The sequence below is a fragment of the Leptospira barantonii genome (assembly GCF_002811925.1).
GTDB lineage: Bacteria > Spirochaetota > Leptospiria > Leptospirales > Leptospiraceae > Leptospira > Leptospira barantonii.
Genome location: NZ_NPDS01000004.1, coordinates 91,962 through 107,609, shown reverse-complemented (window position 1 = coordinate 107,609; position 15,648 = coordinate 91,962). Strand labels below are relative to the sequence as shown.

At 44.9% G+C, this 15,648-nt stretch carries 18 protein-coding genes; 8 read left to right on the top strand and 10 right to left on the bottom strand.

What is annotated here, in order from left to right:
- Positions 1–19: 19 nt before the first annotated feature.
- The gene (locus CH367_RS10680; RefSeq protein WP_100762494.1) at positions 20–1,027 is read left to right on the top strand and encodes an MBL fold metallo-hydrolase; all 1,008 of its coding nucleotides are present in this window, start codon (positions 20–22) and stop codon (positions 1,025–1,027) included.
- On the opposite strand, the gene CH367_RS10675 is transcribed toward CH367_RS10680, so the two are convergent.
- The 4 genes from CH367_RS10675 to CH367_RS10660 form a co-directional block, all read right to left on the bottom strand.
- Complete coding sequence (locus CH367_RS10675; RefSeq protein WP_100762493.1) at positions 1,024–2,301, bottom strand: RNA polymerase sigma factor; 1,278 nt, start codon at positions 2,299–2,301, stop codon at positions 1,024–1,026. The genes CH367_RS10680 and CH367_RS10675 overlap by 4 nt on opposite strands.
- A gap of 65 nt (positions 2,302–2,366) precedes the next feature.
- Entirely contained in the window at positions 2,367–2,705 is a 339-nt protein-coding gene (locus CH367_RS10670) for a YciI family protein (RefSeq protein ID WP_100762492.1), read from the bottom strand.
- 19 nt (positions 2,706–2,724) lie between these two features.
- Positions 2,725–3,120: a DoxX family protein gene (locus CH367_RS10665; RefSeq protein WP_100762699.1), complete on the bottom strand. Its 396-nt coding sequence runs from the start codon at positions 3,118–3,120 to the stop codon at positions 2,725–2,727.
- Positions 3,121–3,283: 163 nt separating this feature from the next.
- Positions 3,284–3,697, bottom strand: coding sequence for a hypothetical protein (locus CH367_RS10660; RefSeq protein ID WP_100762698.1), 414 nt, complete (start codon positions 3,695–3,697; stop codon positions 3,284–3,286).
- A 119-nt stretch (positions 3,698–3,816) separates the two neighbouring features.
- Here CH367_RS10660 and CH367_RS10655 point away from each other — a divergent pair, with 119 nt between their 5' ends.
- Positions 3,817–4,689: an alpha/beta hydrolase family protein gene (locus CH367_RS10655; RefSeq protein WP_244284551.1), complete on the top strand. Its 873-nt coding sequence runs from the start codon at positions 3,817–3,819 to the stop codon at positions 4,687–4,689.
- 30 nt (positions 4,690–4,719) lie between these two features.
- On the opposite strand, the gene CH367_RS10650 is transcribed toward CH367_RS10655, so the two are convergent.
- A complete protein-coding gene (locus CH367_RS10650; protein WP_100762491.1) occupies positions 4,720–5,568 on the bottom strand; it encodes a class I SAM-dependent methyltransferase in 849 nt (282 codons plus the stop codon).
- Between the two features lie 157 nt (positions 5,569–5,725).
- Here CH367_RS10650 and CH367_RS10645 point away from each other — a divergent pair, with 157 nt between their 5' ends.
- Positions 5,726–6,586 carry a helix-turn-helix domain-containing protein gene (locus tag CH367_RS10645; protein WP_244284550.1) on the top strand — a complete coding sequence of 287 codons (861 nt, stop codon included), beginning with the start codon at positions 5,726–5,728 and terminating at the stop codon, positions 6,584–6,586.
- 40 nt (positions 6,587–6,626) lie between these two features.
- Here CH367_RS10645 and CH367_RS10640 read toward each other — a convergent pair whose 3' ends face one another.
- Entirely contained in the window at positions 6,627–7,781 is a 1,155-nt protein-coding gene (locus CH367_RS10640) for an adenylate/guanylate cyclase domain-containing protein (RefSeq protein WP_100762489.1), read from the bottom strand.
- A 247-nt stretch (positions 7,782–8,028) separates the two neighbouring features.
- On the opposite strand from CH367_RS10640, the gene CH367_RS10635 reads away from it, so the two are divergent.
- From CH367_RS10635 to CH367_RS10620, 4 genes are read left to right on the top strand one after another with little or no spacing between them, the layout of a single operon-like run.
- Positions 8,029–9,069 (top strand): MBL fold metallo-hydrolase, encoded by a 1,041-nt coding sequence (locus CH367_RS10635; protein ID WP_100762696.1) that lies wholly within the window; start codon positions 8,029–8,031, stop codon positions 9,067–9,069.
- A 5-nt stretch (positions 9,070–9,074) separates the two neighbouring features.
- Positions 9,075–9,500: a YeeE/YedE family protein gene (locus CH367_RS10630; protein WP_100762488.1), complete on the top strand. Its 426-nt coding sequence runs from the start codon at positions 9,075–9,077 to the stop codon at positions 9,498–9,500.
- Positions 9,497–9,934: a DUF6691 family protein gene (locus CH367_RS10625; RefSeq protein ID WP_100762487.1), complete on the top strand. Its 438-nt coding sequence runs from the start codon at positions 9,497–9,499 to the stop codon at positions 9,932–9,934. The genes CH367_RS10630 and CH367_RS10625 overlap by 4 nt, the downstream gene beginning before the upstream one ends.
- 13 nt (positions 9,935–9,947) lie before the next feature.
- Positions 9,948–10,754 carry a sulfite exporter TauE/SafE family protein gene (locus tag CH367_RS10620; protein WP_100762486.1) on the top strand — a complete coding sequence of 269 codons (807 nt, stop codon included), beginning with the start codon at positions 9,948–9,950 and terminating at the stop codon, positions 10,752–10,754.
- 4 nt (positions 10,755–10,758) lie between these two features.
- Here CH367_RS10620 and CH367_RS10615 read toward each other — a convergent pair whose 3' ends face one another.
- Positions 10,759–11,685 (bottom strand): NAD(P)/FAD-dependent oxidoreductase, encoded by a 927-nt coding sequence (locus tag CH367_RS10615; RefSeq protein WP_100762485.1) that lies wholly within the window; start codon positions 11,683–11,685, stop codon positions 10,759–10,761.
- Positions 11,686–11,852: 167 nt separating this feature from the next.
- On the opposite strand from CH367_RS10615, the gene CH367_RS10610 reads away from it, so the two are divergent.
- Positions 11,853–12,770 carry a LysR family transcriptional regulator gene (locus CH367_RS10610; RefSeq protein WP_100762484.1) on the top strand — a complete coding sequence of 306 codons (918 nt, stop codon included), beginning with the start codon at positions 11,853–11,855 and terminating at the stop codon, positions 12,768–12,770.
- Positions 12,771–12,795: 25 nt separating this feature from the next.
- Here CH367_RS10610 and CH367_RS10605 read toward each other — a convergent pair whose 3' ends face one another.
- The 3 genes from CH367_RS10605 to CH367_RS10595 all read right to left on the bottom strand — a co-directional run bounded on the left by CH367_RS10605 (position 12,796) and on the right by CH367_RS10595 (position 15,629).
- A complete protein-coding gene (locus CH367_RS10605) occupies positions 12,796–13,356 on the bottom strand; it encodes a heme-binding beta-barrel domain-containing protein (protein ID WP_100762483.1) in 561 nt (186 codons plus the stop codon).
- A gap of 126 nt (positions 13,357–13,482) precedes the next feature.
- Positions 13,483–14,823: an adenylate/guanylate cyclase domain-containing protein gene (locus CH367_RS10600; RefSeq protein ID WP_100762482.1), complete on the bottom strand. Its 1,341-nt coding sequence runs from the start codon at positions 14,821–14,823 to the stop codon at positions 13,483–13,485.
- 158 nt (positions 14,824–14,981) lie between these two features.
- The gene (locus CH367_RS10595; RefSeq protein WP_100762481.1) at positions 14,982–15,629 is read right to left on the bottom strand and encodes a TetR/AcrR family transcriptional regulator; all 648 of its coding nucleotides are present in this window, start codon (positions 15,627–15,629) and stop codon (positions 14,982–14,984) included.
- Between the last annotated feature and the right edge of the window lie 19 nt (positions 15,630–15,648).

Sequence of the window (15,648 nt, the reverse complement as noted above, 5' to 3'; positions counted from 1 at the left end):
TCGGAGGTCAGCGTAAATTATGAAAATTCTCAAGTACAGCGTTCGGTTTTTATCGATCCTTTCGGTTTTATCCGCATTCGGTTGTTTTTTAGGAGCTCCTTTAAAGAAGGAAGCCAACCCCTGGAGAGAAAACCCGACCAAGGAAAAAAGTTATTCGAGTTGGGAAGAAGTTTTTTCCAAACCGAGCAAACTCGAAGTTAAGGCGCTTTTAACGGGGCACGTTTTTACCGGTCCTTCCATTCTGATCGATTCCAAAAATCCGAAAACACCGGATAATCAAAAGATAGAACAATGGGTTCCCGCATTGAGTTATTTGGTGCGTCATCCCGTTCACGGAAATTTTTTAATGGATTCGGGAGTCCCTTCCGCGGACGAGAATGGAAACTGCGACTTCAGCCTGATCGGTCCGCTGTTTAACGTTCCTTGCCGTTCCGAAAAGGGATTCGATTCCGCAAGTCAGTTGAGTAAATTAAACATTCGGAATGAAGATTTGAAATTCGTTCTGATCTCCCATCTGCACTGGGACCATATCGGAGGAATGGAAGCTCTTAGATCGAGAGGACCGATCCGCGTTTTGATTTCCGAAGAGGAAGCCGAAGACGCAAGCAAAGCCTTTTCCATTCTACACGGATACGCTCCCCGTGCTTTATCGGTGGATTTCGATCTTTCGGTTTTGCCGAAGGACAAATTCAAAGAGATGCCTCTATTAGGAAAAGTTTATGATCTTTTCGGAGACGGTTCGGTTTGGATCGTCGCGGCTCACGGTCACACGGAAGGAGAACTCGCCGTTTTGTTAAACGAAGTCTCCGGTCCGATGTTGTTTACGTTCGATGCTTCGCATTTAAAAGCCGGTTTTGAAAACGAAATCGCTCCGGGAGCGACCGTAAACCGGGACAAGAGCGTGGATATCATTCGAAGAATGCGTTCTTTCGCCGCGGCTTATCCCAAGGTCAAGGTGATCTACGGACACGAACCGACTCAGTGGAGCGATAAAAGAATCGTTTCCTTGAGCAGAAACAAACCTTAAGACTTAGATTCGGAACGTTGAGGGGATTCGGCTCTTCTCAACGTTTCTATCTTTTCCTCGATTCCCTTTTTTTCAGTTTGAGTTTTTGCAAGAGAATGGGCTTTACGAAAATTGAATATGGATTTTTCGGGATTTTTCTTCGTATAAAGTTCCGCGAGCAACAAAAAGTAAAAATGATTGTCTTCGAGTTTTAAATTCTCGGCTTCTTTTAATGCGACATTCTCCCCTTTCACCTTATACAACGCGAAAATTCTGTTTAAAGCGACGCTCGGAGAATAGTTGATTTTCAAAAGTCGATCGTATGATTGAAGGATCTCTTCCCATTTTTCCTCGGAATCTTCCTTGATACAATGCCAGTACGCGATCCGCGCTTCCAGATGATACGAACTGATTTCGTTTCCTTTCGCGGAAAGCCCGAGATAACGTACTCCCAGAGCGATCAACTCCCGATCCCAGAGTTCTTCGTTTTGGCTTTCATAAAGAACGAACGTATCCTCTTCGGTACTACGCGCGTTAAAACGGGAAGCGTGAAAGCACATAAGAGCGACTAACGCGTTTGTTTTCGGGCGATCCGTTTTCGGATTTTCGGAAAGCATCAACGCCAAACGCAATGCCTCCAGACAAAAATCCTTTCTCAGAATTTGATTTTGAGTTTTGGAATAATATCCTTCGTTGAACAATAGATAGACTATGTGCAATACGTTGTCGAGCCTCGATTCGATCTCGTTTTCGAGAGGGAGTTCCATACTTACGTTTTCGCTTCTTAGTTTTTCTTTCGCTCTGAAAAGACGTTTGTTGATCGTTTCCTTATTGGATAAAAAAGCTTCCGCGATCTCGTCGATTCCAAAACCGCAAAGAATTCGGAGCGCTAAACCGATCTGAGCCTCGCTTGCAATCGCGGGATTACAAACCGCGAAGAGCATTCTCAATTGACTGTCCTGAATGTTGCGAGGAGAAAAATCCGGTTCGGAGATCGAAGATCGTTTTTCATCTCTTTCGTTTCTGGAAACGAGTTCGGGTATGATTTTTTTTGTGAGAATTTTGTTTCTTCGAAAATGATGAAGCGTTTTTTGTTTCGCGACCACATAGAGCCACGCGGTCGGATTTTTAGGAACACCTTTGATTCCCCAGTTCTCGGCCGCGACTAAAAACGTTTCACTCACGATGTCTTCCGCGGTTTCGATATGCTCCAATCCGAACTTGTTGCTGATCACCGCGACCATCTTCGAAAACTCCCTTTGAAACAGATGTTTTAGATCGTATTCTTCTTCCATGAAATTGAATCGAATTCAATCGGAACACCGCCCTCACCGAGGACGACATTCCGTTTTTTGAATGTTTATCCGATCACCTGTCTTACTTCCACACTTCCACCCGCGTCCAAAGCGGGACATCCGTGCGCCAACGTAATCGCTTCGTCCAAGCTGTCCGCTTTGACTATGATAAAACTTCCGAGTCGTTCCCTGATCTCCACAAAGGGCCCGTCCGTGATCACTCCGCCCGATTTCAAAACCTTACCCTCGGTCGCAAGTCTCGGACCGTTATCCGCGAACTTTCCCTGAGCGACGATTCCGCTTACCCAATCCTGCCATTTTTTGGAAAGGGCCTGCATCTCGTTCGGAGTCGCTTTCGTATAATCATAACTCGGCTGTCTGAATAATAGTAAAAAGTCTTTCATAAAATTCTCCCTTGAAGTTTCACATCCAACCCGTTTTCCATTGTCTGTATGAGATCAGCACCAAACAAAGAATTACGATCGGTGTCATGATATCTCCGATTCCCGCGCCGGCAAACGTATGCGAGGCCGAAGCTCCGATTAAGTTAAAACTATATCCGGCGTACGCCCATTCTTTGAGGGTTGAGAATCGATTCTGTAAGAAGGTGATCCCGCCGAGTATTTTAGCAATTCCTAAAATTTTCAACACATACGCCGGATAACCCAACGCGGTAACGCCGTCCACGACCGTTTTGAATCCGATCGTATAAAGAACTCCCGCGATGATCATGGTGATCGCAAAGAACAAAGTGATGGTCCAGTAGATCCATCTTGCCGTTTTGATCCATTTTTCTTTTTTGTCGATTGCAGTTGTCATATTTTTCCCTTCCTTTGAGTGAAACTCTTTCGGTTCCTCATTTGATTTTTCCTTCGGATTCGAATCGTACTTTCGAATCACACTCAAATGAGGATCGGGATTTGGGAAATTGGACATCGGGGGAGATTTTTTTTTAAGCGAACTCCTATTTTTTTAGATTCGATCAGCTTCTTTGAAGAGCGAGTTTCCCGCCGATAAAACCCATAGGAAGATACGCGCCCACAAGATCCACGACCGCAAACCAAATCGGAGAAGGAAGCATCATTACGTTCGCGATTCCTCCCGCAAGAAACAAAACTCCGATGACCATCGCAAAGATTATTTTATGACTCGCGCTGATCAGAGCCGCTACGTAAGCGCCCACCAAGGTTCCGAATGCGTGCGCGACAAAGGGAAGAATAAAATGTTTCGGTTGAAAAAGATGCATCGAGGCCTTGAGACCTTCCATCGTGGTTACGTCCGCGCCTTCGGGAGGAGCAATGATGGAGCCGCTCGCCGTAATGATTCCCATGTTGACCACACTTCCTAGTACAGCTCCGGCAACCAACGCGAGAATATTTTTAAGAATCGGATTCATATACTTACCTCCTAAGTTCCGTTCTATCTTGGGAGAAAGAGTTTCCTCTTCCGGGAGAATGTTGTAAATCAATAAATATTTCCGAATCGACCGAACGAAGGATTCGAAAAAAGTTACCTATGTTAAACATGAACGGACAAAGATCGGAATTTTTCGTAGGCAGTATTCAAACACAAATCAAGGACGAGATACAAAATCTTTCCTTTCCGGCTCTCATTCAATATCCCACGGTCCATTCTCCCCAACCGACTTCCTTCGGTCCGTACACGATGGACGTGGCGGTCGATGCGAAAATCGCGGACGGAAAATTTCCTTTGGTAGTAATCTCGCATGGAAACGGCGGTTCTCATCTTGTTTATCGAACGATTAGCACGTGTTTGGCGAAAAACGGTTACGTAGTCGTTATGCCGGAACACTACGGCAACAATCGAAACAACAACGAGTTGGAAAACACGATCGCAAATCTCGTCAATCGTCCCAAACATATCAGCCTGACCATCGATTCGATTCTTTCCGATCCACAATGGAATCATCATATTCTTTCGGATAAGATCGCGGTGATCGGACATTCGATGGGAGGTTATACCGCTCTGGCCCTTGCCGGAGGAATCCCTTGGACCCAAGAAGCGGAAAGAGTGGAAGTATCTTCGGATTCAAGAATCAAAACGATCGTACTCATGGCGCCCGGGGCGGGATGGTTTATGAATTCATTGAGTAAGGTTACGATTCCCATTCTTCTTTACGGAGCGGAACACGATCCGATCACTCCCGAATGGAACGCGGATATCGTTCGAAAAGGAGTTCCCGATCCTTCAAAGATTACGTATCGATTGGTTCCCAACGCGGGACATTTTTCTTTTTCGAGTCCGTTTCCAGACTCGATGAAAAATCCGAACTTTCCGCCCTCGACGGACCCGGACGGTTTTGATCGTGAAAAGTTCCATCAAAAGCTTCCGAAAGAAATTCTCGAGTTTCTGAATGAGAATTTATGACCGATCGGTAGTTGCGATTATTATAATACCTTAATCCACGAAAACCGTCACCCGCATGTATGTGGCCGGTATCGAAACCCCGGTCGTATCGGACTCATTCTGTTCCATCGCAAGCTCGATCAATTGAGTGCGGAGTTCCTCGACGGTTCCGTTTTTCTCCGCGGCTTCAAACGCGTTCATGGTCGGACCGTAGAATTTCCCCAACAGTTCGATCAAATCTTCCGGATTCCGATCGGAGGATATAAAACTATACGTGTCTTTGATCATGAATATTTTCTCTTTGGGTATTCCCGCCGCACCGAAGTAATCCAATACTATGGATTCCACACCCCAAGTCATCGGACTGATAAAATCCTCCGGCGGTTTTGGCAAATACGAAGCGCTGATCTTAAGCAACTGAGATACGAATGAAGTCGGATCGTTCGGAATCCAATTCCCCATCACAATTCGACCGCCGGGTTTGGTGACACGAACCATCTCTCTTGCAACGTCATAAGGTTTCGGGGCAAACATCGCGCCGAATACCGAGAGTGTTAGATCAAACGAATCATCCGAAACCTCTTTCAAATTACACGCGTCCCCTTCTTGAAATTTCAAAAGGGAAAGACCCATGTCGGCCGCTCGTTTATTTCCGGCGGCGACGAGATTCTTCGCAATATCGATTCCTAAAACTTCCGCTCCGATTTTCGCCAAAGGAATTGCGGTCGTTCCGTCTCCACAGCCGAGATCCAAAACTTTCAAAGGCGGTCTTAAACGAAGAGACTCGACGAGCGATTCTCCGGATTGACGCATCAATGCGGCAATTTCCGTAAAGTCGCCCTTCTCCCACAACATTTTATTCTGGTTTTCCGATTTCAAGTCCGAGGTCCGATTGATCATGAGCAAATCCTAATATAGAGTAATGTGTTCTCTGAGGAAGCGAAGAAGGAAACACCGAGCAATGCAAAAATTTGTTTACTCGCGATATACGTTCCTATTTTCTTCACATTAATTCTTCTGAACGGTATGGATTATATTTGCAGTTGAGGAAACCTCCTTGTATAATTCTGCAATGCTCGGAAAAAATACGCAGGCCCTCTCCATGGAAATGAATTCTCATTCGCTCGAACGCCCAGAGATGATATGCATTTGGGGTAGCCGTTGTATGTTCGCGGGCCATTTACCGGACTTAACTCTTCGTCGAAGAGCCGCCGCGACCGTTTGTATCAGTTTGGATGGAGAATTTCAAGTTTCTCTCAACGAGACGGATTGGATTTCTTTTCGCACGGCATTGATTCCTCCGATGGTGGATCATTCGATTCGATTCTCCGGCGCATTTTGTGTTCTGCTTTTTATGGATTTGAGCAGTCCTAATTATGAATCTCTAAGAACATCCAACTCGGAAAAAGAAAACGAAGGTATCTTCGTCTCTTTGAACGAAGAAGAACAACTGATCGATAAGGTGGAACAAATTCTTTCCGCAGATTCGAACAAAACTCTCGAAGAATTGTTAAGTCAGATGCCTCCGTTATCCGGAAACGAATCCCGGACCATAGACAATCGAATTCAGAAGATCGTCGAATTGATTACGACGATGCCTCAAGAGGATCATTCCGCAAAGGATCTGGCCGATCTCGCGGGAATGTCCGTTTCCAACTTGGAACATCAATTTAAAAAAGAAATCGGAATTCCGTTTCATTCCTTTCGCACTTGGTTTAGACTCAAATTGACCGTTTATTCGTTGTTACACGGGATGAGTCATACGGATGCGGCGCATCGCGCCGGGTTTTTCGATTCCGCTCATTTTACGAGAACCTTTCGTTCCACATTCGGCTTACCTCCGTCCGAAATTTTTAGAAACACAAGGTTGTTAAAATCGTTCATCGAAGTTCCCGCGAGTTACGCGGAATCTTGGTAGTGATCGTTCCGTTGCGATTTTATGTTCTTTTCCATTCTATCTATTCGTAACTCAGATAGGTTGTCATGACACCCTTGCCTTTCACGTCGACCGACCGGCTCGTTTCAATCCAGGATTTATCTTTCAATAAACTATAAGTCGATTCCGAAATCTGAATTCGACCGGAGACACCGTGCGATTCCAATCGACTCGCGGTATTCACAGCGTCGCCCCAAAGATCATACGCAAATTTTTTGCGACCGATTACACCCGCGACGACCGGTCCGGAATGGATTCCGATCCGCATTTTTAAAACGTTTCCGGTCGGATCTCGCAATGCTTTTATGAATCTTTGCATCTCGATCGCCATTCTCATCGCATCTTCCGCGTGACCGTCGCCCCGAACCGGAATTCCTGCGACGGCCATGTATGCGTCCCCGATCGTTTTTATTTTTTCCATTCCATATCTTTCTGCGAGTATATCAAAATAAGAGAATACATCGTTGAGAAAATGAACCAAGACTTCCGGTGAAACCTTTTGTGACATCACGGTAAAATTTTCTATATCTGCGAATAAGATCGAAACCATCGGATAACCGTCCGCAATCGTGGCCGGACTTCGTTTTAATCTTTCTGCGATGGGCGCGGGGAGAATGTTTAGCAAAATATTCTCGGCTCGATCGTGTTCTTGTTTATTTTTAGAAATGAAATAGTACAAGCTGAAGAATGTCAACGTTCCGGCCCCTGCTATGTTCATGACAAAGAATAAAATTCTTAGCTTAGGGTCCACGTTCACGGTCCACAACGGTGGATAAAGTTCCGAGAGCCCCGTTAAAACCAAAACGATCAAAAACAATCCGAACCAGATCAGACCGTGACGGATCGGACCGAAGGAAAGAGCTCCTAACGGACACAGGATCGCCCAGATGATGACCGCCCCCGAGTTTTCAAAACCGCCCAAGCTCAGTTGTAAAAATACGGGAAGAATGAGAATGAAAAGAAATTGCAGAAATCGAAACGCCAGATACTTACCCGTTGCAAAAACAAAAAACAAACTCAACAAGCTTAGAATCGCGTAACCGCCCGGAATGACAGCCGCTTGCGGAAAACCTAATATAAAATAGAGCATACTCCACATAAATCCCGCAACCGTAAAGGCTCTCGAAAAAATAATCAGTCCGTTCTTGTGAAGATTCTCGCGTTCCGTTGTTTCCATAGTCGATGACATTGTATCCTCGATCGAAAAATAAAAAATAATTTTATGATACGATCCTTTGTATCATAAGCACGGTAAAGAATCAATAGCTTGTATAATTCTGCAACCGACTCCAAAAAATTCCGAGCCGACTTTTTAACTTTTCCAAACCTCTGCAGTTTTATACAAGGCGCACCGAAAACGACACGATATACTGCAAAACGTGTTCGTCTCGATTACGAACGAACACCGACAAGAAAAGGCAACCATGAAGGACATTATTTTTCACCAACTCTTCGAAGTTCAATCTTCCACATATACCTACTTGATCGCGGATAAAGAAACGAAAGAAGCCGCGATCATCGATCCCGTTTGGGAAACGGTCGATCGGGATTTGAAGCTGATCCGGGAACTCGGATTACATTTACGTTATATACTTGAAACGCATATTCATGCCGACCATATAAGCGGAGCGAACGAGATCCGCGAGAATACGATGGCCGAAACCGCGATCAGCGCTTTAGCGGGAATCGATTGTGCCGATCTACAACTGGAAGACGGTCAAAATCTCCCTCTCGGGAACAAAGTAATCACCGCGATTTCAACTCCGGGACATACGAACGCTTGTATGAGTTTCCTCTTTGAAGGAATGGTTTTCACGGGAGATTCTCTTCTGGTTCGAGGAACCGGTAGAACGGATTTTCAATGGGGATCTTCTTTGAAGTTGTATGAAAGCATCACACAAAAACTATTCTCCCTTACCGACGATACTCAAGTTTATCCGGGTCATGATTATCACGGTTTAACTTCCACAACGATCGGGTTGGAAAAGAAGTTAAATCCGAGAATCGGAGGCAATCGTTCTAAAGAAGATTTTAGAAAGATCATGACCGAACTCCAACTCGCGGCTCCGAAAAAAATGCACCTTGCGGTACCGATCAACTCGGGATGCGGCAAATTCGAAACCGCAAGAGTTTTGAACCCGAATACGATATCGGGAATTCCGGTCGTTTCGAACGAGGACGTATTCGAAAAAATCGGAAACGTTAGAATCATCGATGTTCGTCATCCCGGAGAATTTTTCGGTGCATTAGGACATATTAATACAGCCCAACTCGTTCCGTTAGGCCCGGACCTAACCGAATTTTTAGAACGGGGCGATCGCGCCGAAGAAATCGTATTCGTATGTCGGAGCGGAAAACGTTCCGGCAAAGCCGCGGAAGAAAGCATTCGTTTAGGTTATAAATTCACGGCAAGTATGGCAGGCGGCATGTTGAATTGGAACGAGAGATCACTGCCTAAGGAGTAAGAAGAATGACGACAGAGTGGGTTATGGGAATTTTCGGGGGAGCGTTGATCGGCATCGCCGTTTCGTTGATGCTTTTATGGAACGGAAGAGTGACCGGTGTCAGCGGTATCGTCTACGGCGTTTTGATTCCGGAGAAAGGAGATACCGAATGGCGATGGTACTTCATCGTCGGGTTGTTGATCGGAGGACTTTCTTTAAAAGCGACGGCTCCCGATCTTTTAGCGGTGGAACTCCAGACAAAAACGTGGATCGGTGCGTTAGCCGGAATCTTGGTCGGTTTTGGCGCGATGTTGGGAGGCGGTTGTACGAGTGGACACGGAGTTTGCGGGGTGAGCAGATTCTCGGTTAGATCCATCGTTGCGACGATCGTTTTTATGGGCGCGGGTATGGGCGCGGTATTGTTTCTTCGAAAAATCGGGTTAATGATATGAAGTATAACCTCGGGGCATTGTTCGTGGGTTTGTTGTTCGCGGTCGGATTGGGCATTTCCGGAATATTACAACCGTCTAATATAGTCGGGTTTTTAGACGTCTTTGGAAATTGGAATCCTACCCTTCTTTTTACGATGGCCGGCGCGGTGGGAATCCACTTCATCACGTACAAATTGATACGTAAGAGAAAAACTCCCATGTTTACCAAGAATTGGTTCATCCCAACTCGACAGGAAATCACTCCGGCATTGGTAATCGGTAGCGTCATTTTCGGAATCGGTTGGGGATTGGGCGGTTACTGTCCTACGGTTTCCATCACTTCGCTTGCAAGCTTTGAATCTCGTCCGTTCATCGTTTTCGTAAGTATCATTTTCGGAATGTTGCTCTTTCGGTTCATGGATAAAAAAATGAATCTTAAGAGTAAGTTAGAATAAATTTTTAACGAAGATGTTGATACTCGGATACATCGCATCCTTCGTTATGGGAACTTCTCTCGGACTCATCGGCGCCGGTGGGTCCATTCTTATGGTTCCGATTCTTTTCTATTTCTTTGGACAAGACGCGATACAATCTACGACGAATTCTCTTTTTGTAGTCGGAATTACCGCGTCGGCCGGAGCGTTTGTCAAAGCGAAGGAAGGAAACATAAATGTTAAACTAGGAACGTTGTTCGTATTGCCGAGTTTCGTAGGAATCTACGTTGCGAGACATTTTATTCTCGGTTATCTTCCGAACATCATCGTTTCAGGCTTCGGTATAAATCTTACGAAGTCATTTTTAGTAATGATCGTTTTTGCAATCACGATGGTCTTTAGTTCTTGGGCCATGATTCATTCCGGAGAATCCTCCGATGAAAAATCCTTCGAATTCAATTTCACTTCGTTTAACATTTTTTCAATAATACGCAAAGGTCTTATAGTCGGAACGATCACCGGGTTTATCGGAGCCGGAGGAGGATTTCTAATCGTACCGGCTCTTGTGCTTCTGCTCAAGTTTCCTCTTAGACTTGCTATCGGCACTTCATCGGCGATCATCGCCGTAAATTCGCTTTTCGGATTTGCGATCAGTTCTCCTTCCGTTCGAATCTCGGATTGTCCCTTACTTTTAACCGTTTGTATTCTCGGGATCGGAGGAATGTTCTTCGGACAAATTCTTTCCTCAAAAATCGACGGAAAATATCTGAGACGAGGTTTCGGTTACTTTGCGCTTTTCATCGCGAGCTGGATCGTATGGGATCAAGGTTTTCGTTTATAACAAATTATGAATGTACGACCTCGCTAAATTTTTCTCCCAATAACGCGGCAACCGTTCCCGCTCCGGCCATCCCGCCCGATCCTGCGGCCAATAAAACGGAATGAGCGGGATTCACGTTGTCGCCGCAGGCAAAAACACCGTCCACCGAAGTAGCGCCTCTTTCGTTTACTTTGTAAAGACCGAACTGAGTTTTTTCGCAACCGAGTTGTTCTCCGATCGTCGACTTGAGTTTGAAAGGAATCATCGGTTGAAAGAATGCCGCGTCTCTTTCGATGATTTCACCGTTCATAAGGAGGATCGATTTGAGTTGTTCTCCTTCATGGACAAAACCCGTGATCTGCTCTTCTATCAAACGAACGTTTTTTCGTTTTAAAAGATCCTTCTGTTCCTCGTTGAATATCGCCTTCCCGTTCGTAAGAAGAATCAAATCGGATGCGAGATCGTTTACAAGGGTCACCATGTGAAACGTCATTTCGCTGTTGGAAATCAGAGCGATGCGAGATCCTCGAATTTCAAACCCGTGGCAATAAGGACAATGAAAGATCGATTTTCCCCAAAGCTCTTGAAAACCAGGAACGGACAAAGGACGGTCTTCGACTCCGTATGCAAGAATGACTTTCTTAAAGGAAGCGGTATCTCCCGAAGAGAACTTCGCATTAAAACCGAAAGAAGTTTTTTCCACGGAAACCACCGAAGCGTCAAAGAACGCGACCGTTTTATATTTTTCCAAATCCTTCTTAACCAACGCTCTCCACTCGGCCGGATGAATCCCGTCTCGGGTGGGAAAATTATTCAAGTGAGAAGAAGCCGCGTTTCGGGGGCGATTGTCGTCGCAAACCAATGCGCTTCTACTCATACGCCCCAACGCCAAGGCCGCGCTGAGTCCCGCGGGTCCTCCGCCGATAATTAAAACTTCGGAATCCAATTTCATAACTCATTCTCCTTGAAGAGAAACGCAATCGTGTTCTCTTCTACGATCACGATTAAAAGTTCGAAAGGCTATCGCTCTTGTAAAGAAGAATGTTCTAAATATTCAATTTTTTTGATATTATTCCTAATTTAGTTGAAGTATTGATACCTTTATGGTATCAATGATCCATGGACTTGTCGAAACTGAAATCTTTTATCATCGTAGCGGAAGAATTGAACTTCAGAAAGAGCGCGGAAATTTTGGGGATCTCACAACCTCCCCTGACCCGATTGATCTCCTCTTTGGAAGAGGAACTTTCCACAAAACTGTTCGAGCGGACCACAAGACAGGTTCAACTTACCGGAGCCGGGGTTTTTCTTTTGAAAGAAGGCAAGGAAATTATCGCCCGAGCCGAAAACCTTGAAAAGGAAGTTCGTTCCATCGGTAAACTCAAGGCGGGAAAATTAAACATCGGATTTTCAACCACATCCTTTCTTGCGAATCTACCGCATATCATCGACGAATTTCAGAATCGATTCCCGAAATTAAAATTTCAACTACATCAGGAAACGAGAAATCGAATTCTGAAAGGATTACGATCGGGACAGTTCGATGTTTGTTTTATGGAAGGAACCGTTTCGGAAGAAGGCCTGGAGAATCATTCGGTTCACGACGAAGGGCTCGGCGTCTTAGTTCCCAAAAAACATCCCCTCGCGAAACGAAAAGAAATTGAACTCAAGGAATTAAAGGACGAAACGATCATCTTACATCCGAAAAAAGAAGCGGGAAAATTCTATGATACCATCTCGCAACTTTTTAAACAGAACGGAATCAAACCGAAAGTATATGTGAAAAACGATCGGGAAAGTTGTCCCATCTTAGTGGCAACCGGTAAGGGAGTTTCTCTTACGATCTTAGGCGCTCAGAATATCGTTCCTTCCGAAACTCAATTCGTTCCTATCAAAAAATTATACCTTCCGGTCTCCGTCTTCTGGGAACCGGAAAATAAAAATCCTTTGTTGAAAACGTTTTTAAGTTTTGTAATCGAAAGCGGTTCTTTTAAGAATAAAAAAGCGGAATGTCTGATGGACGTAATGAGGCTCTAATACATCTCGATCGAACCGAAATTTTTCAACCTTGCTTCCGAATCAAAGAATTCTCGTCCGTATGAGAAAAGATTTTATCATAAATTTGGATCTTTAATTCCTGAGAATAAAAAAGATGATCGCCGCGAATGACAAGAGTATTCTTAAATTCTAATGCTTTTGCGTTTGCGGTCATAAATGGGGGTTGGATGATTCCCCAGTCGGGGCTCCCCTCTTTTGCATTGACTTCCAGATGAATCGGATCGCCCGCCTCCGTGTATGTTCCTCCGGCCACAACGGATGTTCCTCGAGGAATGGTAAACGCATGAAACACGATTCCGGTTTTGGCTTCCCACATCCAATATCCCGTTTGATCGTGAATTACCTGTTCGGTCGCCTTATCGCTGACCAACTGCCGATAATAAAGTCCAGTTAAAATCTGCGTTTGCGCGTTCGTTGTCGCGCCGATCGGTTCGTAAATTACGGTTTCATAATACCGTTTTACTTCCTTTCCGATTTTCTCCGGTGAAATATCAAGTCCCTTATCCCCTTCCCAACGTCCGATTAAATGAGCCAGCGGACCATACATTTCGTTTCCTTCGATCATTTACTCCCTGCTTTCCTTTGTATTTTTTGATAGTTAGACGATTCTCAAAGGTTCCATCGCAATGTTTTATTCATTCTTCTTTTAAGAATTCTGAACGAATCTGATACATTCTAATAAAATAATATCTTATATTCCTGACTGACTCAGCTTCTCGTATCGTTTTCTAAACTCTTCATTGGGAATTCGTTCTTCCCCCATACGTCGAAGTTCGGGTAAGAGCCCATTGACAAAATACATTTCAATCTCGCCTTTGTGTTTAGCAGGTACAGCGCCGCGATATTCGCAATTGAAAAAGTCTTTTACCAGTTCGTATGTGGCTTTGGAAATATTAATGCGACCTGGAATGCCGGACGATTCACAACGACTTGCGATATTGACCGTATCGCTCCATACATCGTATGCGAACTTCTTCTCGCCGATAACACCCGCGACCAAATCGCCGGAATGAATTCCAAGTCGAAGCTCCCAATAAGGAAGCCCCTGTTCCGCTTTGATTTCCTTCATTTGATTCATAAAGGCTTGGATTTCCAAACCGGCCATCACACAATTGACCGCGTGTGTTCCGCTTGATTCCGGAATGCCGCCTGCAAACATATAACTGTCTCCGATCGTCTTGAGTTTCTCGAGATTGTGCCTTTCCATTACACTATCAAAATATGAGAAACAACGATCAAGCTCCGCAACCAGTTCCGTCGGCGATAACGTTTCCGCAATTTGTGTGAAACCTTTGAAGTCCGTAAAACATACCGTCGCGCTTCGATGCAGACGCGGTTCGGAAACTCCCTTCTCCTTTAACTCTTGAGCGATTTCTTCCGGCAATATATTGAGAAGCAACTGCTCGGACTTTTCATGTTCCGCCTGTATCTTGGCTTCCGCTTCGTCTCGACCGCGAATGAAAAGATAGGCAAGCAAAAGAAGAAACAACTGACTGCCGATCACATCCATCAGAACTTCATCGGCTCGAAGAGTACCCGGCGCGGGCTCCGCTCCATACAAAGCCTGTCCTCCCAAAATTTTGAAATAGGTTTCGCGCGCGATAAACAAACAAAACGGAACTAACGCGAGGACGATTCTAGTTACCTTGTGTTTGCGAACTACAAGGAGCAAAGGAAGCAACATTGCTACAGAAAGATACAGATGCGCTTGTTGACCGGGGAAGGTAAAAATAATCGCTACGTCGATCACCCACAATGCAAAACACAAAAAAATCTGAGCCGTTAGTATGTATCCCCTTCTCAATAGAACCCAACTGATGACGAGTGTCGTTAAGAATACAACGGTAAAGATATCCAAGATAAAAATCAAATTCTCGGGAACCGGTTGCACCCAGGCCATAAGGATGAGGACCGCCAAGATGACGAGCGTGTTGCCGGTGAGACGGAATGAACGTCGTTCTTCTTCCGGGAGATCGGATAATAGATGACGCCCGAGTATCCAATGAAAAGCGGATCGGATCCTGGTTATCATAGATGCAACCTCCTAACAGTGCAACGAATCAGAACTAAAAGATGGGAGAATCTCTCAGATGTAAAGTCGCTTTCCGAATGGAAGGGTTGCGTATTTAGAGCCCGATCGATTCAGCTCAGTATCAATGTCTAAACGAATTGAATGAAGCGGCCGCAAAATCAATGAGAACGATTCGACGTGGCTTCATCGGACTTCATCCCGGTATAAAGATAATGAATCAGTTCTTTCGTGATCCTTCTTGCTTCCTTCAAATCCACAGACCGAAACATAACCTGTTTCCCCGCTAAAAGAACCGCAATCCCATGAACCATGGTCCAAGCCGAAGTCGCCGAGCTCACCGCGTCCTCGGTCCGGATAACTCCCGCTCTCTGACAATCGCGAATGATCTCTACTATGATCCTAAAAGATTCGTCTTCCATTTTAACCAAAGACTTATATTTAGAATGGCTTTCGATCTGATTCCCATACATGATTCGAAACAGATCCGGGGATTCCAATGCGAACTCCACGTAACAAACACCCGATTCACGAAAGAGAAGAAGAGGTTTTTTTCTATACTTGACCTGTAATTTTTTTTGACGTTCGGCGAGCATCCTAAAACCTTCTTCCGCGATGTCCGCATACAAGGATTCCAAATCTTCGTAATGACGATATGGCGCGGATTGGCTAACCCCCGCATACGTCGCGGCCTTACGAAGACTCAACGCCTTATACCCTTCTTCTTTCAAAATACGAAGCGAAGCTTCCAATAAGGCTTTTTTTAAGTCGCCGTGATGATACGAATTTTTATCTCGAGAATTTTTCATGTTGACGATTAATACATTT